The sequence below is a fragment of the Blautia difficilis genome (assembly GCF_014297245.1).
Classification (GTDB): domain Bacteria; phylum Bacillota; class Clostridia; order Lachnospirales; family Lachnospiraceae; genus Blautia_A; species Blautia_A difficilis.
In genome coordinates this window covers 1-24,445 of record NZ_JACOQG010000021.1, presented here as the reverse complement: position 1 = coordinate 24,445, position 24,445 = coordinate 1, and the positions used below count along the sequence as shown (strand labels likewise).

Here is a 24,445-nt window from a genome sequence, read left to right as displayed (position 1 = left end):
TGCATCACAGCCTTGATTTGCTAAAAAAGAAAACGGAGGGTATTATCTTATGAAAATCATTATGTTGGGTGCACCGGGAGCAGGAAAAGGAACTCAGGCGAAGAAAATTGCTGCGAAATATCAGATTCCGCACATTTCTACCGGAGATATTTTCCGCGCAAACATTAAAAATGGAACAGAGCTTGGTAAAAAAGCAAAAACTTATATGGATCAGGGACTTCTTGTACCTGATGAACTGACCTGCGACCTGGTTGTGGACAGAATACAGCAGCCGGATGCAGTAAATGGCTATGTACTGGATGGTTTTCCAAGAACAATTCCTCAGGCAGAGTGTTTAACAGAAGCTCTGAACAAACTGGGAAGTAAAGTTGACTATGCAATCGATGTGGATGTTCCGGATTCCAATATTGTAAACCGTATGTCCGGAAGACGTGCCTGCCTGAAATGTGGTGCTACTTATCACGTAGTGCATGCAGCACCGAAGGTTGAGGGTGTTTGTGATACCTGTGGAGAGAAACTGGTGCTTCGTGATGATGACCAGCCTGAAACAGTTCAGAAACGTCTGAATGTATATCATGAGCAGACACAGCCGCTGATCGATTATTATACTAAAGAGGGAATTTTAAAATCAGTAGATGGCACAAAGGATCTGGAAGAGGTATTTGCAGATATTGTTGCCATCCTGGGAGAGTAATCGGGTGTTTTCAAACACCATCTGGAGGTAAAATGTCGGTTTCTATCAAGACAGAACATGAAATTGAACTTATGAGAGAGGCAGGACATCTGCTTGAGAAAGTGCATGATGGACTGATCCCGTACATTAAACCGGGAGTGAGCACCAAGGAGATTGACCGTATCGGAGAACAGATGATACGTGATATGGGCTGTATCCCGAATTTCCTGAACTACGGAGGATTTCCCGGATCATTCTGTATCAGCCTGAATGATGAGGTAGTTCATGGGATCCCGTCTGAAGAGAAGATCATTCAGGAGGGAGATCTTGTAAAGATTGATGCCGGTCTTATTTATAAGGGGTATCATTCTGATGCAGCGAGAACTTATGCTGTCGGTGAGGTTTCACCGGAGGCACGTAAGCTGATGGATGTGACCAGAGAGTGTTTCTTTGAAGGACTTAAGGCCGCACGTGCAGGAAATCATCTGAATGATATTTCCAAAGCGATTGGTGCTCATGCTGCCAAATATCATTACGGAATTGTCCGTGACCTGGTTGGACATGGAATCGGCACTCACCTTCATGAGGATCCGCAGATCCCTAATTTTCCGCAGAAGAGAAGAGGAGTCCGTCTGATGCCGGGTATGACACTTGCTGTAGAGCCTATGATCAATCTGGGACGAGCAGATGTGGCATGGCTGGATGATGAGTGGACAGTTGTAACTATGGATGGTTCTCTTTCTGCTCACTATGAGAATACGATTCTTATTACAGACGGAGATCCGGAGATTCTGACTCTTACGAAATAATTGGACGACATACAGGAGGTTTAAAATGTCAAAAGCAGATGTAATTGAAGTGGAAGGCACTGTTCTGGAAAAGCTGCCTAATGCGATGTTTAAAGTGGAACTGGAGAACAAACATGTGGTGCTTGCACATATCAGTGGAAAGTTACGTATGAATTTCATCCGTATTCTTCCCGGAGATAAAGTTACAATTGAACTGTCTCCGTATGATCTATCCAAGGGCAGAATTATCTGGAGAGATAAATAAGAAATATTGACTGCATTTGGTGCAGTGATGAGAAAGAGAGCTGGAGAAAATCTGGTTCTCTTTTTTGTGCTGTAAAGGAAATACGTAGAAAAATGCGATTTTATTCAAAAAAGTGCTTGCATTTTATTTTTTGTTGTGATACTATATAAGCCGAACGCGCAGATAGTATGTCTTTTTGCGTGCTCAAAACTGCAGATTTTAATGAATTTACGGAAGGAGGATTTCCAGTGAAAGTAAGATCATCTGTAAAGCCGATCTGCGAGAAATGCAAGATCATCAAGAGAAAAGGATCCATCAGAATTATCTGTGAGAATCCAAAACACAAACAGCGTCAGGGTTGATTCACTGATTCAGGTTTGTGAAACGTGCGGCTGCAGTGTGAGACACCCGGAAGGGTTGTTCAGACTGTTTAAATAGTTTTAGCATGTATTGCCTAATACCGAGAGGCAACGTTGGCCCGTTGGCCGCAACATTCGGAAAGGCTGCTATTCGCCAATTGCAGCTGGGTGTTTTACCGAGGCACCCCAATTAGGAACTAAGAAATAATGAAAGCAAGTGACAGATGCACCCCATTTCACCTTGCGGATCAAATGGATCAGTAAGTGGTGTACAGGCACTATGGAAGCTTTCAAGTAAGAAAATGGAGGAAACAGTACATGGCTCGTATAGCTGGTGTAGACTTACCAAGAGAAAAACGTATTGAAATCGGTCTTACCTATATTTATGGTATTGGTAGACCAAGCGCTGACAAAATTCTTGCAAAGGCTGAGGTTAATCCTGACACACGTGTCAGAGATCTGACTGATGACGAAGTAAAGAGACTGAGCGCAGTAATTGATGAAACAATGACAGTAGAAGGTGACCTTCGTCGTGAAATCGCCCTCAACATTAAGAGACTGCAGGAAATCGGATGCTACAGAGGTATCCGTCATCGTAAAGGACTTCCGGTTCGTGGTCAGAAGACTAAGACCAACGCTAGAACACGTAAAGGTCCTAAGAGAACAGTAGCTAACAAGAAGAAATAATTCTTTGTAACAAATATATTTGATAATCAGGAAAGTGTAGGTTAGTTTTAAAATGGCTAAAGTGACAAAAAAAGCGACAACAAAACGTCGTGTCAAGAAAAACGTTGAACACGGACAGGCACATATTCAGTCTTCTTTCAACAATACAATTGTTACCCTGACTGATAATGAAGGAAATGCTCTTTCATGGGCAAGTGCCGGTGGTCTTGGATTTAGAGGTTCAAGGAAATCTACTCCTTATGCAGCACAGATGGCAGCTGAGACTGCAACAAAGGCTGCTCTTATTCATGGTTTAAAAACTGTAGACGTTATGGTAAAAGGACCAGGTTCTGGACGTGAAGCAGCAATCCGTGCCCTTCAGGCATGCGGACTGGAAGTAACAAGCATCCGTGACGTAACTCCGGTACCACACAATGGTTGCCGCCCACCAAAACGCAGAAGAGTCTGATTGATTTAGAATATTAGGAGGTATTTGAGAAATGGCAGTAAATAGAGTGCCTGTTCTGAAAAGATGCAGATCCCTTGGCCTGGATCCGATTTATTTAGGAATTGACAAAAAATCCACAAGACAGTTAAAACGTGCAAATCGTAAAGTGTCTGAGTATGGTTTACAGTTAAGAGAAAAACAGAAAGCAAAATTCATCTACGGAGTTCTGGAAAAACCTTTCCACAACTACTATGACAAAGCTGATAGAATGCCTGGACAGACTGGTGAAAACCTGATGATCATGCTGGAGAGCAGACTTGACAATGTAGTATTCCGTATGGGATTTGCAAGAACAAGAAGAGAAGCTCGTCAGATCGTTGACCACAAGCATGTACTTGTAAACGGAAAATGTGTAAACATTCCTTCCTACCTTGTAAAAGCTGGTGATCAGATCGAGATCAGAGAAAAATCCAAAGGTTCTGAGAGATACAAAGCTGTTCTCGAAGTAACAGGTGGACGTCTTGTTCCAGAATGGATCGATGTAGATCAGGAAAACCTGAAAGGAACTGTAAAAGAGCTTCCAAACAGAGCTGCTATCGATGTTCCGGTTAACGAGATGCTTATCGTCGAGTTGTACTCCAAATAATCCATAGGATTATAATTAATACCCTCAAACTTTCATTAACCCAGAAGGAGGGAACCCTATAGTGTTTGATTTTAATAAACCAAAAATCGAGATTACTGAATTATCCGAAGATAAGAGATTTGGCAGATTTGTAGTTGAGCCTCTGGAAAGAGGATATGGACTTACATTGGGAAATTCTTTAAGAAGAATTATGCTGTCTTCCCTGCCGGGTGCAGCAGTAAGCCAGGTCAAAATTGATGGTGTGCTTCACGAATTTAGCTCTATTCCGGGCGTAAAAGAGGACGTAAGCGAAATCATCATGAATCTGAAGAGCCTTGCAATCAAGAACCACAGTACAGATAATGAGCCGAAAACAGCATACATTGAGTGTGAAGGTTCCGGTGTGGTAACTGCAGCAGAAATTCAGGCTGACCAGGATATCGAGATCATGAATCCGGATCAGGTGATCGCTACCTTAAATGGTGGTAAAGACTGCAGACTGGCTATGGAGCTTACTATTACAAAGGGTCGTGGATATATCAGTGCTGAAAAGGGTAAATCTGATGATATGCCGATTGGTGTACTTGCAGTGGATTCCATTTATACACCGGTTGACAGAGTAAATATGAGTGTAGAGAATACCCGTGTTGGTCAGGTAACTGATTATGATAAGCTGACACTGGATGTGTATACAAATGGTACACTGGATCCGGATGAGGCAGTAAGCCTTGCAGCAAAAGTATTAAGCGAGCACTTAAGCCTTTTCATTGATCTTTCCGAGAATGCAAAGACCGCTGAGGTTATGATCGAAAAAGAAGACAATGAGAAAGAAAAAGTTCTGGAAATGAGCATTGATGAACTTGAGTTATCCGTTCGTTCCTATAACTGCTTGAAGAGAGCCGGAATTAATACAGTTGAAGAATTATGTAACAAGACTTCTGATGATATGATGAAGGTTCGTAACCTGGGTCGCAAGTCATTAGAAGAGGTTCTTGCAAAACTGAAAGAGCTGGGATTACAGCTTCAGCCAACAGAAGAGTAAGAACTCCCCTAACGAAGAGATTATACGGTGGGAATGCCTAAGCAGCCGGACAGTAAGACCGAACAAGCGTGTCCGGCTGTCCCACAGATGGAGGAAAATCAAATGGCAAAATATAGAAAATTAAGCAGAACTTCTGATCAGAGAAAAGCATTACTGAGAAGCCAGGTAACAAGCCTTTTATATCATGGAAAAATCGTTACCACAGAAGCTAAAGCAAAAGAAATCCGTAAAATCGCAGAGGGCCTGGTAGCTATGGCTGTTCGCGAAAAAGATAACTTCGAAACTGTTACTGTAACTGCTAAAGTTGCACGTAAAGATGCTGAAGGCAAGAGAGTGAAAGAAGTTGTTGACGGAAAGAAGAAAACTGTATACGATGAAGTTCAGAAAGAGATCAAGAAAGATGCTCCTTCCAGACTTCATGCTCGTCGTCAGATGATGAAAGTTTTCTATCCAGTTAAAGAAGTACCTGCAAAGGGCGCTGGAAGAAAGAAAAACACAAAAGACGTAGATATGGTTGCTAAAATGTTCGAAGAGATCGCTCCAAAATATGCTGACCGTAACGGTGGTTACACAAGAATCGTAAAGATCGGACCACGTAAAGGTGATGCAGCAATGGAAGTACTCATCGAGTTAGTATAATTGCTTAAATTTCCAAAAACAGAGCTGTATATATGTGGCGTAAGCCATGTATATACAGCTTTTTTATGTTATAGGAAATTACTCTGTAATATGCCTATAACATAAAAATTTGTAGGAATAATTTTCTCCTTGATTATTAGATGAGGATAGCGTAAAATCGTAGAGAACAATGATTTATACTATTTAGCAAATCTTTATAAAATACATAAGTGAAGATCGCAGGGGAAAATGCATAGGAACCTGTGATCAGGAGAACATAATTGAAACAAGATAAGAAGAAAAGTAAAGCAGGAATATTTGGCCGAATGCTGCTTCTTTTTTTGGAAATGATGGGGATTGCAGCTTTTTTGTGGGGGCAGGAGGTATTTCCTGCTTCTGTAACTACACCGGCTTTTTCCTGGGAGAATTATAAAACTGTGGCACATGCACTGGGAGGAATCGGAGATAAGACCTATCTGAACTCAAAGGAAAGTTTTCTGGCCAGTTATCAGATGGGATGCAGACTGTTTGAGGTAGACCTGACAAAGACTTCTGATGGCGTCTGGGTATGCCGCCATAGTTGGACACAGTCTATGGGACAGTGGGAAGGGGATAAGGCAAAAGTTCTTTCTGAAGCAGAATTTCTTTCCAGTCCTATCTATGGAAAATATACACCTATGACCCTGGCAGATTTTCTGAAGCTGCTGAAAAACTATCCGGACGCATTTGTGATGCTGGATTCCAAACAGTATTCAGTGAGAAGCTATCAGACCACAGTGGAGGATTATGCAGACTATCTGGAGATCGCGGAGGCTGCGGGAGCAGAGGAAGTGTTGGATCAGATCATACCTGAGATTTATACCCAGTCCATGTTTGCAGGAACTGCACTGCTTTATAATTTCCCAACTTATATCTATTCTCTGTGGCAGGAATATTCTGTAAAGGACCTGAAGGAAATTGCTGCTTTTTGCAAGGAAAAAGGGATTCCTGCAGCTACCGTATATTACAAATATTGGAGTGAAGATGTGCAGGATATTTTTGACAAAAAGGGAATAAAGCTTTATATTTATACTGTAAATGATCTGAAGGAAGCAAAAGAATATATGCAGAAAGGTGCTTCCGGCATATGTTCCGATTATCTTCAGGACAGAGATCTGAATTTGGATAAAAAGGATATAGATAAACATGAAAATTAGAGTGATGATTGCTGTGACTGCAGCAAAACTGGCAGGATACATCTGCAAGAAAATGGGAAGGCAGGGGGTGACCTGGGCTGGTAAGATCGCGCTGGGTATCTGCCCGGATATTCTGGAACAGCTTTCCTCTCAGGTGCGCAAGGGCATTTTTGCAACCTGTGGAACCAATGGAAAAACCACAACCAATAATATGCTCTGTGCAGCTCTGGAGGCTGAAGGGCAGAAGGTAATCTGTAACCATACAGGTTCGAATATGTTAAATGGAGTAGTGGCAGCTTTTGTACTTGCTGCGAAATGGAATGGAAAGATTGATGCAGATTACGCATGCATTGAGTCAGATGAAGCATCAACCAGACATATTTTTCCACGGATCAAACCGGATTATATGCTTTTGACAAATCTGTTCCGGGATCAGCTGGATCGTTACGGTGAGATTGATATTACAATGAAGATCCTGGAGGAAATGATGCAGAAGATTCCGGACATGAAGATCATTGTCAATGGTGATGATGCCCTGTCAGCCTACCTGGCTATGGATGCCGGAAACCCCTATGTTACTTATGGAATCAGCAAACCTGTGATACAGTCTGCAGCTAATGAGATACGAGAGGGACGTTTCTGTAAACGCTGTGGAGAGAAACTGGAGTATGGTTTCTATCATTACAGCCAGTTAGGGGACTATCACTGTCCGAAATGTGGTTTTGCAAGACCTGAGCTTAACTTTGATGCTGAGGATGTAAAGGTGGGAGATCAGTTAAGTTTCCGGGTGGAGGATAAGCATATAGTTGCCAATTATAAGGGCTTTTATAATGTATATAATATTCTGGCTGCTTATGCCGCAGTACGTACAGCAGGATTTGCGGGAGATCATTTCCAGGATATGCTTCAGAAATTCAATCCTGAAAACGGCAGAATGGAGCAATTCCGAATCATGGGAACCGGAGTTACCCTGAATCTGGCAAAAAATCCGGCAGGATTTAACCAGAATATTTCTGCTGTGATGCAGGACAAATCACCTAAGGACATCATAATTGCCATTAATGATAATGCCCAGGACGGGACAGATATTTCCTGGCTGTGGGATGTGGATTTTGATCTTCTGGGTGAGGAGAGCATCCGATCAATTACAGTCAGTGGTATCCGTTGTCAGGATATGCGTCTCCGTCTGAAATATGTGGATATCCCTTCTATTCTGGAGGGAGATGTGGAGAAGGCAATCCGTGACCGTGTAAAAGATGGAGTAGGAAATCTGTATGTGCTGGTAAATTATACCGCATTGTTCAGTACCAGGAATATTCTGAAGAAGCTGGAGGGTGAGAAATCATGAAAATTACAATAGGGCATTTATATCCGGATCTTCTGAATCTGTACGGGGACAGAGGAAATATCCAGTGTCTGATGAAGCGATGTCAGTGGCGTGGAATTGAGGCTGAGACCATTCCCTTTGAATTGGAGGATGAAATTGATTTTTCAAAGCTGGACATTGTGCTGCTGGGCGGAGGTTCCGACCGTGAGCAGATGCTGGTATGCGAAAAGCTTAAGGAAATTCAGAAGGATTTTAAAGCCTATGTAGAGAATTATGGAGTTGTGATCGCAATTTGTGGTGGTTATCAACTTCTGGGAAATTATTACAAAACAGAGCAGGGAACCATGAAGGGACTGGAATTGGTAGATCTGTACACAGAGCAGGGAGAAGGACGTCTGATTGATAATATCGTACTGCAAAGCGATCTGTTTGATATGCCTATTGTAGGTTTTGAGAATCATGGAGGAAGAACCTTTATTAAAGAGAATAAGCCCTTGGGAAAGGTTTTATATGGTGCAGGAAATGACGGAAAATCAGGATATGAGGGCGTTGTATATAAAAATGTGATCGGAACTTATCTTCACGGACCTCTTCTGCCCAAGAATCCACAGCTTGCAGACTGGCTGATCAGCCATGCGCTGGAACAGAAGTATGGGAAAAAGATAGAACTTGCACCGCTGGATGACAGTCAGGAAAAAGAAGCAAATGAGTATGTATACCACAGATTTGTAAGGGGATAATATGGCGAAATCATGTAATCAAAAGAGTAAGATTTTATATCTGGAAAAGATGCTGAACGAAAGTGCAGGAGGAAAGCCTATTACTATGCAGGAAATCCTGTCAACTCTTGAAGAGCAAGGAATCCGTGCTGAGAGAAAAAGTATTTATGATGATATGGAAACTCTCCGGGAATTTGGTATGGAGATACAGTATAAGAGAGGCCGTGAGGGAGGTTACTATCTGGAGCGGTCTGCAGATCCTGAGATACAGCAAGGGAAGTCTGTACAGGAGGAAAAGAAAACAGAAGCTACAGAAACAGTGAAGACAGAAGTGGTAAAGACTGTAGCTCCTGAAATCCCTGTAAAAGGGGAAAAGGAGTTGAAGCTTCTCTGCAGAAATTCTGTAAAAGAAAAGATTTTTGATACTTTTGGAAAAGATATTTCCTGTAAAGCCAAGGGAAGTGATAATTTCCTTGTTGTTGTACAGACAGAGCCTGACGAAAAATTTTATGGCTGGCTGACTTCTATGGGAAGAACTGTACATATTGTGAAGCCAAAGAAGGTGGCTATTGCTTATCGAGATTATCTGAAAAGTATTGCCAGAGACTATAAGGGAATTGAAAAATAAGACTGGGAGGATCGGCTATGAAAAAAAGAGCAGTGGGAATTCTGGTGGGAGTGATGGTTTCTTCCATGCTCCTCTCTGCCTGCGGAAGCAATGAGGCCAAAGAGGCAGCAAGCGAGAGTGCGCAGGTAGAAGAAGAGGGCACCGGTGCGAGAACGGAAGAGGGAGAAAAAGTAGAGACTGCAGAGCCTACAGAGGCAGAGCAGAAAGATACTGCCCAAAACAGTGATGAGAAAGACAGCGATTCCAAAGACAGCGCAGAGGATCAGTCGGAAGCACCGCAGGCAGAGGATAACAGCGAGGATGCCCAGGCAGCAGCACCGGCAGGGAAAATAGGAATCCTTCTTCCGGAAAAGAATGATAATGCAGCTGTGGATGAGACAGAAATGTCTAAGGCGATCGCAGAGGGTGGCTATGAGGCAGAAGTGAAAAATGCAGAGGGAGATTCCACTCAGCAGATTTCACAGATTCAGGAATTCATTGATCAGGAAGTATCTGCATTGATCATTGATCCGGTGGATCCCTATGCATTGACAGATATTCTGGAGACTGCCAAGGAGAAAAGTATTCCTGTGATTTCTTATGACACGCTGATCCGAAATACGGCAGCAGTGAATTATTATGCCTGCGATGATACCCGAGCGATCGGAAAAGAGGTTGCCGGTCAGATTATTAAGAACATGGATCTGGATAAGGCACAGGAAGAAAAACAATCCTATACCATTGAGTTCCTGATGGGATCTACAGATGACAATGGGGCACTTTTCTTCTGTAATGGTGTTCTGGAAAAGCTTCAGGAATATCTGGATGACGGAACTCTGGTATGCAAATCCGGAAATATGACCTTTGATTCTACCGGAATCCTTCGCTGGGACCAGGACGCTGCACAGGCGAAGATGAAATCCATATTGGATGAGTTTTACCAGGAAGAAAAAACACCGAATATTATTATCACAGCGTCAGATGAATTTGCAATTGGAGTGCAGGAGCTTCTGGAAGAACGTGGAATCCTGTCAGACAGTGAAGAATGGCCTGTGATCACAGGATATGGAAGTGAGATGCAGGCTGTAAAGGATGTGGCAGAGGGTAAGATCACACTGACAACATATTTGGATAGAAAAGAGCTGGCGCAGGGTGGAGCAAAGATGGCTCTTGACTATCTTGCAGGAGAGAAAGTAGATGTGAAGGATTATTCCCAGTATGATAATGGTACCAAGATTGTGGGAACCTTTACCTGTGGGGCGCAGCTGATCGATAAGGATAATTATCAGATTTTGGTTGATAACGGAACCTATGATGAGGAAGAAATCAAGCCGGATCCAACACCGACTGCTACCCCGGAACCGACTGCTACCCCCGAACCAACACTGACCCCGGAAGTAACTTCCGATCCGGAGGCAACGATAACTCCGAAGGCAACTGTGACACCCACAGCAAGTGGGACTCCGGCTGCAACAGACAAAACAATATAACCGGATTTAGAATATCCGCTTGACAATATTAAGAACCCCGTCGCAGGTTACAAAGCAACCTGCTGACGGGGTTCTGATATTCTTGATGGTGTTGTAAACAGAAAAATGGATTATTCACGGAAGGTAAGGGAGTCATCAGTCATGGAATCTACGATTGCCAGAGATTCCAGGCGGATACCCATATCACGGATCTCCTGACCGCCATGCTGGAAGCCTTTCTCAATAACGATTCCTGCACCCTCAAGAGTTGCTCCGGATTTCTTTACAATGTCGATCAGGCCCAGAAGTGCACAGCCATTGGCAAGAAAATCATCGATCAGGAGCACATGATCCTCAGGTCCCAGAAATTTCTTGGAAAGAATCACATCATATACTTTTTTATGGGTAAAGGATTCTACCTTTGTAGTATACATTTCGCCATCCAGATTTACGCTCTGCGCTTTTTTTGCAAAAATCACAGGTACATTAAAGTACTGTGCTGCGATACAGGCAATACCGATACCGGAAGCTTCGATGGTAAGAATCTTGGTGATGGGACAGTCAGAAAAACGACGCTTGAATTCCTTGCCGATTTCATTGATGAGAGTGATATCCATCTGATGGTTTAAGAAACTGTCTACTTTTAAAATATTTCCCGGTTTTACGATTCCATCCTTAAGAATACGGTCTTTTAAAAGTTTCATTAGATTTCTCTCCTTCTATGTAATTAATTATAGTATGATAAAGCAACTGATGTGCTATTGATAATTATATCTATGATACGATATAATCTGTCTCAGTGCAATTATTTTTGACAAAAAAGGAGAAAAAAATTATAATATTACCAGAAATGAACCGCAGGGGAGGCCATAAGAGATGAAAGAATATGAACTGATCTGGGAAATTTTTAATAAATGTCCGCGGAATCAGATGAGAGATGTTTTTGTGGAAGAACTGGAACTTGAGGATCCGGAAGAATATATCAGGAATAAATTCAAAGGAAAAGAAGTTTCCTATGAAAAAACTGTTCTGGAGGATGGAACCATTATTTTTGATATTACAACTTCACAAATAAAACAGCGTTGCTCCTTTACAGAAATTTGACAAATGTGGTATAATATCATTTACGCTGTACGGAAGTGCTGTAAGCAGGAAAGCCACAGACGGTGTGTGAAGATATAAAGACAGATAAGCAGTAAAAAATCGGATATTCTGAAAGAGAAAGGGGAATGTTATGGCCGAGGAACAAAAGACACATACGCATGTACTGGAGGATGGGACGGTAGTTGAACATTCTCACGGGGAGCATGGGCATCATCACAGTCATGCGCATACAAAGGCAGTGCTGAACCGTATGTCCAGAGCAATCGGACATATGGAATCTATCAAACGTATGATAGAGGACGGAAGAGACTGTGCGGAAGTTCTGATACAGCTTTCAGCAGTGAAATCTGCTATCAATAATACTGGCAAGATTATTCTGCAGGATCATATTGAGCATTGTATCGTAGATGCAGTGGAACATGGTGACAAAGATGCAATCAAAGAACTTGAGGTAGCAATTGACAGATTTGTAAAATAATATGGATGAATATAAAGGAGAAGATTAATTATGGCAAAAGAATGTAACAACACTTCATGCGACAAAGCAAGCTGCGAAGGTTGTTCCAGCAGCAAGAAACAGCAGAGCTTTCAGGCAGAAATGAATGCTCAGTCTAATGTAAAACATGTGATCGGGGTTGTCAGCGGAAAGGGTGGCGTTGGTAAATCCTTCGTAACAGGTTCTCTGGCAAACATGATGGCAGCACAGGGATACAAAGTTGGTATCCTGGATGCGGATATTACAGGACCGTCCATTCCGAAAATGTATGGATTAAAGGGTGCAGCAATGGCAAATGATGAAGGTATCTACCCGATGATCACAAAAAACGGGATCAAGGTAATGTCCATCAACCTTCTGCTTCCTACAGAGGATACTCCTGTAATCTGGAGAGGTCCGGTTCTTGCAAATATGGTAAAACAGTTCTGGACAGATGTTATCTGGGGCGATGTAGACTATCTGTTTGTGGATATGCCTCCTGGAACAGGTGATGTTCCGCTTACAGCATTCCAGTCTCTGCCGATCGAAGGAATCGTGATCGTAACCTCACCTCAGGATCTGGTTAAGATGATTGTTAAGAAAGCCTTTAATATGGCTGAGATGATGAAGATACCGGTACTTGGAATTGTAGAGAACTACAGCTATGTGAAATGTCCGGACTGCGGAAAAGAGATCAAAGTCTTCGGTGAGAGCCATATTGATGAGATTGCAGCAGAGCTGAAGGTTCCTGTACTTGGAAAAATGCCGATCGATATGGATTATGCAACCAAGGCAGACGGCGGATTCTTTGCAGCAATCGATAATCAGTATATTACTGATGCACTGGCTGTAATGCCGAAATAAGAAAATTGACTAAATAGCGAGGCGGATTGTGAATATCCGCCTGACTTCAGATTGAAAAGCAGAACAGAAAAAATAAGAAGTTCTCATTCAGTAAGGAACACGACCACGAAAAGTGTTGTTTCAGTACTGAATGAGGGCTTCTTTTATTATAAGGAAGCAAACATTTCAATAAAGCGTTCTGCAGCCTGTGAAACTGTCAAGCTGTCATGTTGTGCAAGTACAAGCTGACGTCCGGGCAGAGGTTCCTTTAACATGAGCGGTGTCAGCTGATCATTTTCTTTTAACATATAATCAGGAACACAGGCAATTCCCAGTCCGATCCTTGCCAGGTCCAGAAGCAGGTCATTACTGTTTAACTCTACTTCAGGAAGAAGCTTGAGATTATGGGCTGTAAATGCCTCGCGCAGATATTCGCTGGTGGTACTTTTGGGGGAAAGCATCAGGATCGGATAGTTCAGAAGCTCCTGCAGTTCGGTCTGAACAGTGTGTACAGGAAAGTAATCCGTATTGGCAACGAATACATCGTGGAATTCTTTTAGCACACGTGTCTGAAAATGACTGCCAAGTCTGGAATTAGGACAGTTGCATACGATCAGATCTGCCTGGCCTTTTTCCAGAAGCTCTGCACAGCCGATGGAGGTACTGTTTGTGACTTTGATACGGACATCCGGATAGGTCTGATGGAATTTCTGCAGATAATCAATGAGAAAATACCGGCAGATCGTATCGCTGGCAGCAATACGCAGCTGGCCTTTCAGCAGATTGTCTCCGGACAGGAGAGATTCTCCCTCATCCAGAAGCTGGAGCGCAGGTTTTACATGCTGGAGCAGAAGTTCTCCTTCAGGAGTTAACAATACTTTCTTGGTGCTTCGGATAAAAAGAGGATGATTCAGCTTTTTTTCCAGAGTCTTGATGGACTGGCTGACTGCTGACTGGGAGATAAAAAGCTGTCGGGAAGCCTCAGAGAAGCTGAGGGTGGTGGCAACATAGTAGAATACTTTGTATAATTCCAGATTAATATCCATAGAAATAAATCCTTTCATAAAATAGCGGTGATATAAATTGTCTGTAGCAATGGAACTTTAGAACATTTTTCAAATATGCTTTAGCTTGTATGTCTCTGGATTTTGGCATATTCATTCCAAAACATTTCACGGATAGTGATTAATTAGTAGAACTAATAAAAAATATAAGATATATTAATTTTACTAATGATATTTCCTATGATACTATAAAGAAAGCAATAGTTCAAGCAGCAGGCTCACTGGAGTCGGGCTGCAAGATGCTTTAAAAGCATTTTTAAAACAATGCATACACAAGAAAGGAGTTTCTATGAGTAACGTAAGACGTGTCTATGTAGAAAAGAAACCGGCCTTCGCTGTACAGGCAAAGGAATTAAAACATGAGGTCAGCAGCTATCTGGGAATTAAATCCGTAACAGCAGTACGTGTGCTGATCCGCTATGATGTAGAGAATATTTCTGATGAAGTTTTTGATAAAGCATGCAAAACTGTTTTTGCAGAGCCACCTGTAGATGATTTATACCTGGAGAATTTTGAGGCAGCAGCAGGCTCCCGCATTTTCTCAGTAGAATTTTTACCGGGACAGTTTGACCAGAGAGCTGATTCCGCTGTTCAGTGTGTACAGTTCCTGGATGAGAATGCACAGCCTATTATTCGTTCCGCAACTACTTATGTAATTGAAGGAACTATTACAGATGAAGAATTTGATGCTATCAAGCATCACTGCATCAACCCTGTAGATTCCCGTGAGACAGGTCTGCAGAAACCGGAAACACTGGTAACTGTTTTCCCGGAACCGGAAGACGTTAAGATTTTTGACGGATTTAAGGAAATGCCGGAAGCAGAATTAAAGGAACTTTATGATTCTTTAAATCTTGCAATGACATTCAAGGATTTCCAGCATATCCAGCATTATTTCAAAGAAGAAGAGAAACGTGATCCGTCTATGACAGAGATTCGTGTACTGGATACCTACTGGTCAGATCATTGCCGTCATACAACCTTCTCCACAGAGCTGACAGATGTAAAATTTGACGAAGGTGATTACAAGGCACCGATCGTAGATACTTACAAGAAATATCTTGCTGACAGAGAAGAACTTTACAAAGGCCGCAAGGACAAATTTGTCTGCCTGATGGATCTGGCTCTGATGGCAATGAAGAAACTGAAAGCAGAAGGAAAGCTTGCTGACCAGGAAGAATCTGATGAGATCAATGCCTGCAGTATTGTAGTTCCTGTAGATGTTGACGGTAAAGAAGAGGAATGGCTGATCAACTTCAAGAACGAGACACATAACCATCCTACTGAGATCGAGCCATTCGGTGGTGCAGCTACCTGCCTTGGCGGTGCAATCCGTGACCCGCTTTCAGGACGTACCTATGTATATCAGGCAATGCGTGTAACAGGTGCGGCAGATCCGACGGTTTCTGTAAAAGAAACTCTCAAAGGTAAACTTCCGCAGAAGAAACTGGTAAGAAGCGCAGCTCATGGCTACAGCTCCTATGGAAACCAGATCGGTCTTGCAACAGGTTATGTAAAAGAAGTTTACCATCCTAACTATGTAGCGAAACGTATGGAGATCGGTGCTGTTATGGGTGCTGCTCCCAGACGCGCAGTAATCCGTGAGAATTCTGATCCGGGAGATATCATTATCTTACTTGGAGGACGTACAGGACGTGACGGTATCGGTGGTGCTACCGGTTCTTCCAAGGTTCATACAGAGGCTTCTATCGAAGTGTGCGGCGCTGAGGTGCAGAAAGGTAATGCTCCTACTGAGCGTAAGATCCAGCGTATGTTCCGCCGTGAAGAAGTCAGCCATATTATCAAGAAATGTAATGACTTTGGTGCAGGCGGTGTTTCCGTTGCTATCGGTGAGCTGGCAGCAGGTCTTAGAGTAGACCTTGACAAGGTTCCGAAGAAATATGCAGGTCTTGACGGAACTGAGATTGCAATTTCCGAATCTCAGGAACGTATGGCTGTAGTAGTTGACCCGAAAGATGTAGATACCTTCCTTGGCTATGCAAATGAAGAGAACCTGGAGGCAATTCCTGTTGCAGTTGTAACAGAGGATCCTCGTCTGGTACTTGTATGGAGAGGCAAAGAAATCGTAAATATTTCCCGTGCATTCCTGGATACCAACGGTGCACATCAGGAAACAACTGTAGAAGTAGAAATCCCGAACAAAGAAGGCAACCTTTTTGAAGAGCGTCCGGATGTAGCTGATGTAAAGGCTAAATGGATGGAAACTCTGGCAGACTTAAATGTATGCTCTCAGAAAGGACTTGTGGAAATGTTCGACGGTTCTATCGGAGCAGGCAGCGTATTTATGCCATACGGCGGTAAATATCAGCTTACAGAGACTCAGTCTATGGTTGCCAAGGTTCCGGTACAGAATGGTAAAACAGATACTGTAACCATGATGAGCTATGGCTTTGATCCTTATTTATCTTCCTGGAGCCCATACCACGGAGCTGCTTATGCAGTGACAGAGTCCGTTGCAAGAATCGTGGCTACAGGCGGCGACTATAAGAAAATCCGTTTCACATTCCAGGAATACTTCCGCCGTATGACAGAAGATCCTAAGAGATGGAGCCAGCCTTTTGCTGCACTTCTCGGTGCTTATGCAGCACAGATGGGATTCGGACTTCCATCCATCGGTGGTAAGGACAGTATGTCCGGTACATTTAATGATATTGATGTACCTCCGACATTGGTATCCTTCGCAGTTGACGTTGCGAAAATCCAGGATGTGATCACACCGGAATTAAAGAAAGCAGGAAACAAACTGGTATGGCTTCGTGCACCGAAGGATCAGTATGATCTGCCGGATTATGCAGGAATCATGGATCAGTATGAAAAACTTCACAAAGATATGCAGGACGGCAAAGTTGTTTCTGCTTATGCACTTGACCGCCATGGTATTGCAGCAGCAGTTGCAAAGATGGCATTTGGTAATGGCATGGGCGTGAAGATCGAGCATAACCTTGATCCGAGAGATTTCTTTGCACCTGGATTTGGCGATATTATCCTGGAAGTTCCGGATGGTAAAGTTGGTGAGCTTTCCATCACTTATACAGTGATCGGTGAAGTAACTGCTGACGGTAACTTCTCCTATGGAAATACAGTGATCACTGTAGACGAAGCTGAAAACGCATGGAAAGGTACTCTGGAAAAAGTATTTAAGACAGTTTCTTCTGAGAATGACAAAGAGGCGGCTGACAGAGATGAGAAGCTTTATCGTGCAGACAGCATTTATGTATGCAAGAACAAAGTTGCAAAACCTCGTGTGTTTATTCCTGTATTCCCTGGAACAAACTGCGAGTATGACAGTACACGTGCATTTGAGCGTGCAGGTGCAGAGGTGGATGTAAAAGTATTCAAGAACCTGACTGCTGAAGATATCCATGATTCTGTAGAGCTTTTTGAGAAAGCAATCGATCAGGCACAGATCATCATGTTCCCGGGCGGATTCTCCGCAGGTGACGAACCGGATGGTTCTGCGAAATTCTTTGCAACTGCATTCCAGAATGCGAAGATCAAAGAAGCTGTTATGAAGCTGATCAATGAAAGAGACGGTCTGGCACTTGGTATCTGTAACGGATTCCAGGCTCTGATCAAGCTTGGTCTTGTACCTTACGGTGAGATTTGCGGACAGAAAGCAGATTCTCCTACACTGACATTTAATACGATCGGACGCCATATCTCCAAGATGGTTTATACTAAGGTTGTTAGTAATAAATCTCCTTGGCTGCAGAAGGCACAGCTTGGCGGTGTATACTGTAACCCGGCTTCGCATGGTGAAGGACGTTTTGTTGCAAATGATGAATGGCTTGCAAAACTGTTTGCAAATGGACAGGTTGCAACACAGTATGTAACTCCGGATGGACAGCTCAGCGTCGATGAGGAGTGGAATGTCAATGGTTCTTATATGAACATTGAGGGCATTACCAGCCCGGATGGACGTATCCTTGGTAAGATGGCACATAGCGAACGCCGTGGGGACGGAGTTGCTATTAATATCTATGGAGAGCAGGATATTAAAATATTCGAGTCTGGTGTGGAATATTTTAAATAAACTCTTTCCAGGACGGAAGGTTCCCAGAGGAAGGACAGAAAGCGCTGTCCCTCCTCTGGACTCCACCCTTGCGCTTCCTTTTTAGGAGCGTCGGGATTGTGGTGTGGAGGAGTGTATTAACTTTGCGTATTCGCTTGGTTGGGCAGCGCCCTTTTTTGATGATGAAAATAATAAAAACTATTGCAATTTCGTGGCTTTTTGAATATACTATATGTAACAGAGTTGCCCGAAGCCTTTTTGGCATTGGGGACCAAGCTGAGACTTGTGCTCAGCTTTTTTACGTTAAGGAGTGATTTTATGGATTTGAAAAAGCCATTGACTTTTGATGAGCAATTGGATAAGTTAGCTGCCCATGGGATGATTATCAGAGACAGAGAAAAAGCAAAAGATATTTTGAATTTGTGACATAAACATATTTGCAGCAGTCAAAAGAAGAAGCAACATGTTTGAAAGAAAAATTAAGTCAAAAATACCGCAGCCTTTGAAAATATTGGCTGCGGCATTTAAAATATATGATATGTTTGATGTAAAAACATCAGGTTCTCAACCAGACATTTGGGTAAGTCAAGATGATGCTTCTGATATAAGATATGCAACATTAAAATCATCATATACTTGAGAATTTAAATGCATATCTTCATATAACTTGATATAGTCGCCGATTGTTTTGCCAAAAACAGAACTATTACAATTATTGCATGTGTTATCCTCTGCATATATATGAGTGTTTCCATCGTTGTCCTCAACAAATAAGAGAGTAACATCTATTTTATCTTCTGTTAACCAGAAAGAGATATATTTTGAAAGAGTCCCATCAATTTCTGTGGCACCATCCGGAATTTGTTCATCTGATTCCAGCTCATTGATATGTTCCCAAAAAATTTGAGGAGAGAACACAAGTAATTTTAAGTTTTTTTGAGAGTCTTCTGAGTACCATATATGTGCTTCTGTGTTGAGATAGTCGGTTATATTAATATCCGTATCTGCCGGTAACTCATAAGTTTCACCGGCGTCGGAAGTCAGTGAAAAGGTTTTTGTATGATTAGAATAAGAAGTGACAATCCCCTTGACAAAATAGTAAGTTGTATCTGACTCACTGTCATAATAAGAGCCGGAACCATCTATATCATAAGATACATGTTGCCCCTCAGGCTCCTTAGGGGCGGAAAGGGTGATTAGATCTGAGGGGGCTTTGCCAAAAGCTTGTCCGGATAGCAATATACTACCGAGTACGATACTGCCTGCGATACATAGAATTTTTACATTATTCATGGTTAAATGGCCTCCTTGTTTAGTTGTTGAATATTATATCAATTAAAGTGTGAAAATTGTAATTTTGACTTATCGAAATATGTTTTAGAAATGAGTAGGATTTCGGTTATTTTTGAATATGATAAAGAATAAAGACACAAGTATTGTTCGGTTTATTAGTCGTGTTCCAATGGTTACTGGAAAATAATTGATGATTAGAAATACAACGTAATATTATCAATAGCAAAGCTATAGGATTTCAAAAATGAAGTCTTATAGCTATTTTTGTGTAGCAGTAAAAATTGTGAAGGGTATGTTTGGGAAAAATATTTGTGATTACTTGATTTGAATCAAGTTGGAAAATTGCTATTTGTCAGACAATAAAGTATAATTAGAGAAAATCTTGTTTGCAAAGGAACAGGATAAACGATAACTTTAAATAATATGTTTTTGTCTGTTGATTTTGGGCGTGTAAAAAGGAAAAAGTATGAGTGATGAAAGAAAAAGGGAAAATGAAGAGGAAAAACTGAAAGATTTTTTTCATAATGTGATAGGAATAAAATCGGAAGCTGTGCTGGAGGTGTTGGCGGAGAACTCGGAAATCTGTAAGTTGAAAGCAAAAACTTTGCTGATGAAAGAGAATGAGAAGGTAGATGCGATTTCTTTTTTGTATAAAAAGGGTGGTCTTGTAAAGTCATATTATGAAAAATCGGATGGAAAAAAACAGGTTCACTGTTTTGCGCATTTTCCGGGGGAAGCTTTGGTAGGGATTATGAATCTGGACAAGCAGATAACCTCTTTCCTGACAGTGGAGCTGATAACGGACTGTGAAATTGTAAGGATATCAGCGGATGTTCTTCGAAAGCTGGCTATAGAGAATATAGAAATTGCTCTGGTCTGTAATCGGATGCAGAGTGTGGCATCTATGAGGGAATATGAATACAGAAAAATGATTCTTACCTGTAATCCGGTACAGAGGTATGAATATTTTCTGGAAACCTATCCGGGGCTGGAAAAAAAGGTGAACAAAAAAGATATAGCATCTTATCTGAATATGACACCTGAATGTTTCAGCAGGATGCTGAAAAAATATGAGGGGTCTTGACAGAGTTGGAAAGTAACTGTCAATTCACATAATAAAAACTCACAAATCAAGGAGGGAAAGTCCATGAAGAAAAAGGTGTTAGCAGTATTTCTGGCAGCTGCAGTTTCCTGTACAATGGGGGCTCCGGCTTATGGAGCAGAGTTCTCCAGCCCGGAAGAAAGTGCGGATGTATTTTCAGCAGGTAATGAGACTGGAAATGAAGATGAGGAGGTTACTTCACTAGAAGAAGAGGAAAGTGAAAATGAGGAAACTCTCGTCAGTAATGAAGAAGAATTGCTGACAGGAACAACAGATGATGACGACGATGATGATGATGATGATGACGATGATGAGGAGGAGAAAGGGGAAAAGCCGGCAATTCAGCTTGAAATTCTGAAACAGCCTGATATTACGTCTTATGTCTACGGAGTCGAAGCAAGAGACATATCAGAGTTTGATTTTTCAGGCATGACAATAAAAACAACTTATCCCATTGATGAAGGGGATTATTATGATCTGGATTCAGAAGAATTAAAGATTGATACTGCTGATTTTAGTTATTCAAAGTCCTGCTGGGTTATGGAAGATTCTTATAGCAATCGTTATGAGATTTCCATATGGTATAATGGTTCGCAGGTTAAGACACATGAAAATGAAGGAACAGAGTATCAGCCATTAACAGCCGGAGAATATACAGTAAAAATCACTGCCAGTGATAATTCTTCCATATCAACATCAATATGGATAAAAGAAGCAGAAAATATGCCTGTATTAAAGCAGTATGAAGAAGGCAAGTATTCTGTATCAGCAAGCACATCAACCTCATGGAAATATGCTAAAATTACTCCTGAAGAAGATGGAGTTTACCTGTTTAGCGGAACCGGCAGGAATTTTGAATGGGGAAATGGTTATGGCTTTAAATTATGTGATGCTTCTATGAATGTACTTCAGCAGGAGAACACAAATGGTGATTTTACATTAGGAATAGCAAAATATAAATTACAGAAGGGAAAAGAATATTATTTATCTTATAAGACTGGAACAGAAGTAACGGAAATCGAATATAAAGCAGAAATGCTCAGAGATATTATATCCCTGGAGATGGTTGAACAGCCATATGAGAACACTTATTATATTTCGGCAAAGACGCCTGAAACATGGAAACCGGGAAAATTCAGACTTTATGATATGTTTGGAGGTAAAATTAAAGTTACTTACAGTAATGGGGAAAGCGAAATTCTCCCATGCTATGCAAAAAATAAATATGCAGATCGTTTAGTACCATTTATTGAATGGTCAGGTGAGGGAAATCCTAAAGCTGGTACCTATGATTTACATTTCAGTTACGAAAACTCTGAAACTGAGTTAATCATAAAAAATGGTGCAGTGATAAAAGATTATCCCTCAATGCCGGGAATCAATAAGAAAGGTAAGGTAACTGTTCCGGTTTCAATGGCTGGTGCAACAGATGCCAGGGCAAACTGTCGACTGGTTACCGGAAATGATTCCAGATATATTATTAACAGTTCACCGTTCTTTGTATTGTCTGCAAGTATTGACCTGGGTGGTGGAAAAACCCAATGGGCCGGATTATTGAGAAATGGAGTGAATGCTTTAAAACCAAATTCTGTTTACTATATTTGTGCTCAAAGCAACGGTATGGAAAAACTTCTGGATGGTACTGCACTTTCAGATGTAAAAACAAATACTTTTACTGCTAAACCGGAAAAAGGAAAACTTTCAAATTGCACAGTAGTAATACCAGAAACCAAGTATTTATATACGGGAAAAGCAATAAAACCGTATTATCTTGAGGTTGTTGAAGGAAATTCCCAAAATAGAGAAACAACTCTTAGAGAAGGTGTTCATTATACAGTATCGTATAAAGATAATATAAAGTGTGGAACTGCTACGATTACTATTAAGGGAAAAGGAAGTTATTCCGGAACATTAAAGAGGACATTTAAAATTTATCTTCCAAAGCCAAACATAAAATCTGTAAAAAAATCTGGAAGCTCAGATATTAAAGTAACCTGGGCCAAGACAAAAGGTGCATCTGGTTATGAAGTATACAAACTGACTGGAAAGACATGGAAAAAAATCAGTGACACAAAATCCACTTCTTTTACAGATAAGGGATTAAAAAAGAATACCACTTATCAGTATAAAATCCGCGCATATCAGACAGTGAAAGGAAAGAAAGTTTACAGTGCGTTCTCATCTGTGAAAAAAATTAAAAGATAAGGAGCTAAGATGAAGAAAAAGTTCTCAGCGATTTTGACAGGTGTTTTTTTGATACTGTTTTGTATGGTAATGTCAGTAACTGTAAATGCTGCGCAAAAAACACCTGGAAGAGTAAAAATGGTAAGTGCGTATTCTGATCCGGATGTTAATCAGGTTCATGTTACATGGGACAAAACGACAAATGCTACAGAATATGTTCTGTTTTATAAAGAGGTTGGCGCAGATAAGTGGAAGAAAGTGCTATCTGTTAATTCTTCCAGAAAGAGCACTGCTATCCGGTATTGCTGTGAATGATGATAAGACGGGTGTTATATTACAATGGGAAAAATGTGAGGATGGGTGATCTGAAAAAAGGAAAGGAAACTGTTATTCCGCAGGTCAGGTAATGGCAAAAATTTATCAGGCAATGGGATATAAAGCAACAGTCCGTTCAGCCATACATGATAAAAAGTCCAGATATCCCAGCAATATGATTATGGGTTCTGACCATTATAATGTCGAGGTTATAATGAACGGAAGGACCTATTATCTTGATGCAACTCCCGGATGTGGAGGTGTTTATTTATCCTCCCCAAAAGAAGTACTGGAATCATATATATACGGTGGAGATGGATGGGAGCGCATACAATAAAAAATACAAGTCTGAATTATTCATGATAACTTGTCTTATTTTAGAAAGGAAAAAAATTATGCAGAGAAAGAAAAATGTATTATTAATGATTCTTGCGACAGTAGTAGCAATGCTTGCCATGTCTGTGAATGTCTGGGCAGCACAGAAGAATCCTCTGGCACAAATGTCAACGAAGACCAGTGCTGTATTATACTCAGCACCAGCTGGAATGGGGTGCGATTATTTTACACCTGAATATACATCAAAGGTGAAAATCAGCGTAAAGAGTTATAATACAAAGGTTGTAACTGTAAAAGGTTATACCTTTGAAAGAAACGGAAAATATTCTGCAGGATATGAGACAACACCAATAGCACCGGGAAACACTAAAATTAAAGTTAAGGTTACGGTTGGATCGAAATCCTATACAAGAACATGCAGTTATACAGTATATAAATGGGAAAATCCGTTGAAGACATTTAAAATCGGTTCAAAAAATTACTGCTCAAAGTTAAATAAATCGGGTACTGTTACAGTGTCAGAGGATTCATTGAATGGGAGACTGGTATATAAGTTAAAACCGGATTATACACTGGTATCCATGTTATGCTATACAAAAACCGGGGATAAGTATTCTGCAGTTAAAAATATAAAAAGTGGAAAAAAGCTTCCACAGGGTACTTACGGTATATTTATGCAGATTAAATCCAGAAAAAATAATAAGTTTTATAATGTGAGGCTTTATACAGAATAACAGTTAAGTCTGCAGTACGCTTTCCTTTGTAAAAATTACGCGAACATACTCTTAAAATAAAACTATCCCGAACAAGCTGCAAAGTGTAAAATCTTTGTACTTACCAGGATAGTTTTATTTTGAACTGATAGTGTTAAAAATCATTATTAATCGACACACTCTGGGAATGTCTAATTTTCGGATATCTGAAAAAATAATAATT

General features: G+C 41.2%; 26 protein-coding genes. 23 read left to right on the top strand and 3 right to left on the bottom strand.

The features are described from left to right. Window positions 1-49 precede the first annotated feature (49 nt). The 14 genes from H8Z82_RS12125 to H8Z82_RS12060 all read left to right on the top strand — a co-directional run bounded on the left by H8Z82_RS12125 (window position 50) and on the right by H8Z82_RS12060 (window position 10,781). Complete coding sequence (locus tag H8Z82_RS12125; protein ID WP_019162486.1) at window positions 50-694, top strand: adenylate kinase; 645 nt, start codon at window positions 50-52, stop codon at window positions 692-694. A gap of 32 nt (window positions 695-726) precedes the next feature. Further along, window positions 727-1,482, top strand: coding sequence for a type I methionyl aminopeptidase (gene map / locus H8Z82_RS12120; RefSeq protein ID WP_173743539.1), 756 nt, complete (start codon window positions 727-729; stop codon window positions 1,480-1,482). A gap of 25 nt (window positions 1,483-1,507) precedes the next feature. Continuing rightward, the gene (infA, locus tag H8Z82_RS12115) at window positions 1,508-1,726 is read left to right on the top strand and encodes a translation initiation factor IF-1 (protein ID WP_005428560.1); all 219 of its coding nucleotides are present in this window, start codon (window positions 1,508-1,510) and stop codon (window positions 1,724-1,726) included. A gap of 227 nt (window positions 1,727-1,953) precedes the next feature. Then, window positions 1,954-2,067: a 50S ribosomal protein L36 gene (gene rpmJ / locus H8Z82_RS12110; protein WP_026077040.1), complete on the top strand. Its 114-nt coding sequence runs from the start codon at window positions 1,954-1,956 to the stop codon at window positions 2,065-2,067. A 315-nt stretch (window positions 2,068-2,382) separates the two neighbouring features. Then, on the top strand, window positions 2,383-2,751 hold the full coding sequence (gene rpsM, locus H8Z82_RS12105; RefSeq protein WP_008707282.1) for a 30S ribosomal protein S13: 369 nt from the start codon (window positions 2,383-2,385) through the stop codon (window positions 2,749-2,751). A 52-nt stretch (window positions 2,752-2,803) separates the two neighbouring features. Next, window positions 2,804-3,199 carry a 30S ribosomal protein S11 gene (rpsK, locus tag H8Z82_RS12100; RefSeq protein WP_019162483.1) on the top strand — a complete coding sequence of 132 codons (396 nt, stop codon included), beginning with the start codon at window positions 2,804-2,806 and terminating at the stop codon, window positions 3,197-3,199. Window positions 3,200-3,230: 31 nt separating this feature from the next. After that, window positions 3,231-3,824, top strand: a complete 594-nt coding sequence (gene rpsD / locus H8Z82_RS12095; protein ID WP_019162482.1) for a 30S ribosomal protein S4 — start codon at window positions 3,231-3,233, stop codon at window positions 3,822-3,824. Between the two features lie 61 nt (window positions 3,825-3,885). Further along, on the top strand, window positions 3,886-4,845 hold the full coding sequence (locus tag H8Z82_RS12090; protein WP_019162481.1) for a DNA-directed RNA polymerase subunit alpha: 960 nt from the start codon (window positions 3,886-3,888) through the stop codon (window positions 4,843-4,845). A 102-nt stretch (window positions 4,846-4,947) separates the two neighbouring features. Then, entirely contained in the window at window positions 4,948-5,484 is a 537-nt protein-coding gene (locus H8Z82_RS12085; RefSeq protein ID WP_026077039.1) for a bL17 family ribosomal protein, read from the top strand. Between the two features lie 260 nt (window positions 5,485-5,744). Further along, complete coding sequence (locus tag H8Z82_RS12080) at window positions 5,745-6,659, top strand: phosphatidylinositol-specific phospholipase C/glycerophosphodiester phosphodiesterase family protein (protein WP_186995257.1); 915 nt, start codon at window positions 5,745-5,747, stop codon at window positions 6,657-6,659. Continuing rightward, window positions 6,649-7,986: a MurT ligase domain-containing protein gene (locus H8Z82_RS12075; protein ID WP_019162478.1), complete on the top strand. Its 1,338-nt coding sequence runs from the start codon at window positions 6,649-6,651 to the stop codon at window positions 7,984-7,986. Before H8Z82_RS12080 ends, H8Z82_RS12075 begins: the two co-directional genes overlap by 11 nt. After that, entirely contained in the window at window positions 7,983-8,705 is a 723-nt protein-coding gene (locus H8Z82_RS12070; RefSeq protein ID WP_186995256.1) for a type 1 glutamine amidotransferase, read from the top strand. Before H8Z82_RS12075 ends, H8Z82_RS12070 begins: the two co-directional genes overlap by 4 nt. Window position 8,706: 1 nt before the next feature. Further along, window positions 8,707-9,312 carry a WYL domain-containing protein gene (locus tag H8Z82_RS12065; protein ID WP_186995255.1) on the top strand — a complete coding sequence of 202 codons (606 nt, stop codon included), beginning with the start codon at window positions 8,707-8,709 and terminating at the stop codon, window positions 9,310-9,312. A gap of 17 nt (window positions 9,313-9,329) precedes the next feature. After that, window positions 9,330-10,781 (top strand): substrate-binding domain-containing protein, encoded by a 1,452-nt coding sequence (locus tag H8Z82_RS12060; protein WP_186995254.1) that lies wholly within the window; start codon window positions 9,330-9,332, stop codon window positions 10,779-10,781. 110 nt (window positions 10,782-10,891) lie between these two features. On the opposite strand, the gene H8Z82_RS12055 is transcribed toward H8Z82_RS12060, so the two are convergent. Then, window positions 10,892-11,464, bottom strand: a complete 573-nt coding sequence (locus H8Z82_RS12055) for a xanthine phosphoribosyltransferase (protein WP_173743532.1) — start codon at window positions 11,462-11,464, stop codon at window positions 10,892-10,894. A 172-nt stretch (window positions 11,465-11,636) separates the two neighbouring features. Between H8Z82_RS12055 and H8Z82_RS12050 the strand changes: the two genes are divergently transcribed. The 3 genes from H8Z82_RS12050 (at window position 11,637) to H8Z82_RS12040 (ending at window position 13,203) form a co-directional block, all read left to right on the top strand. Further along, window positions 11,637-11,864, top strand: a complete 228-nt coding sequence (locus H8Z82_RS12050) for a hypothetical protein (protein ID WP_019162473.1) — start codon at window positions 11,637-11,639, stop codon at window positions 11,862-11,864. Window positions 11,865-11,994: 130 nt separating this feature from the next. Then, a complete protein-coding gene (locus tag H8Z82_RS12045) occupies window positions 11,995-12,342 on the top strand; it encodes a metal-sensing transcriptional repressor (protein WP_118593090.1) in 348 nt (115 codons plus the stop codon). A 30-nt stretch (window positions 12,343-12,372) separates the two neighbouring features. Next, on the top strand, window positions 12,373-13,203 hold the full coding sequence (locus H8Z82_RS12040; RefSeq protein ID WP_008707307.1) for an Mrp/NBP35 family ATP-binding protein: 831 nt from the start codon (window positions 12,373-12,375) through the stop codon (window positions 13,201-13,203). 146 nt (window positions 13,204-13,349) lie between these two features. On the opposite strand, the gene H8Z82_RS12035 is transcribed toward H8Z82_RS12040, so the two are convergent. Continuing rightward, window positions 13,350-14,228, bottom strand: a complete 879-nt coding sequence (locus H8Z82_RS12035; protein ID WP_186995253.1) for a LysR family transcriptional regulator — start codon at window positions 14,226-14,228, stop codon at window positions 13,350-13,352. Window positions 14,229-14,535: 307 nt separating this feature from the next. On the opposite strand from H8Z82_RS12035, the gene H8Z82_RS12030 reads away from it, so the two are divergent. Next, on the top strand, window positions 14,536-18,300 hold the full coding sequence (locus H8Z82_RS12030; RefSeq protein ID WP_186995252.1) for a phosphoribosylformylglycinamidine synthase: 3,765 nt from the start codon (window positions 14,536-14,538) through the stop codon (window positions 18,298-18,300). Window positions 18,301-18,864: 564 nt separating this feature from the next. Here H8Z82_RS12030 and H8Z82_RS12025 read toward each other — a convergent pair. Continuing rightward, window positions 18,865-19,572, bottom strand: a complete 708-nt coding sequence (locus H8Z82_RS12025; RefSeq protein WP_117675215.1) for a hypothetical protein — start codon at window positions 19,570-19,572, stop codon at window positions 18,865-18,867. 466 nt (window positions 19,573-20,038) lie between these two features. Between H8Z82_RS12025 and H8Z82_RS12020 the strand changes: the two genes are divergently transcribed. The 5 genes from H8Z82_RS12020 (at window position 20,039) to H8Z82_RS12000 (ending at window position 24,243) form a co-directional block, all read left to right on the top strand. Next, the gene (locus H8Z82_RS12020) at window positions 20,039-20,656 is read left to right on the top strand and encodes a Crp/Fnr family transcriptional regulator (RefSeq protein ID WP_186995251.1); all 618 of its coding nucleotides are present in this window, start codon (window positions 20,039-20,041) and stop codon (window positions 20,654-20,656) included. Between the two features lie 63 nt (window positions 20,657-20,719). Continuing rightward, window positions 20,720-22,879, top strand: coding sequence for a fibronectin type III domain-containing protein (locus H8Z82_RS12015; protein ID WP_186995250.1), 2,160 nt, complete (start codon window positions 20,720-20,722; stop codon window positions 22,877-22,879). Window positions 22,880-22,888: 9 nt separating this feature from the next. Further along, window positions 22,889-23,173 (top strand): fibronectin type III domain-containing protein, encoded by a 285-nt coding sequence (locus H8Z82_RS12010; protein WP_186995249.1) that lies wholly within the window; start codon window positions 22,889-22,891, stop codon window positions 23,171-23,173. A gap of 91 nt (window positions 23,174-23,264) precedes the next feature. Then, window positions 23,265-23,510, top strand: a complete 246-nt coding sequence (locus H8Z82_RS12005) for a hypothetical protein (protein ID WP_186995248.1) — start codon at window positions 23,265-23,267, stop codon at window positions 23,508-23,510. Further along, window positions 23,428-24,243 carry a hypothetical protein gene (locus H8Z82_RS12000; RefSeq protein ID WP_207724666.1) on the top strand — a complete coding sequence of 272 codons (816 nt, stop codon included), beginning with the start codon at window positions 23,428-23,430 and terminating at the stop codon, window positions 24,241-24,243. The genes H8Z82_RS12005 and H8Z82_RS12000 overlap by 83 nt, the downstream gene beginning before the upstream one ends. Window positions 24,244-24,445: the final 202 nt, after the last annotated feature.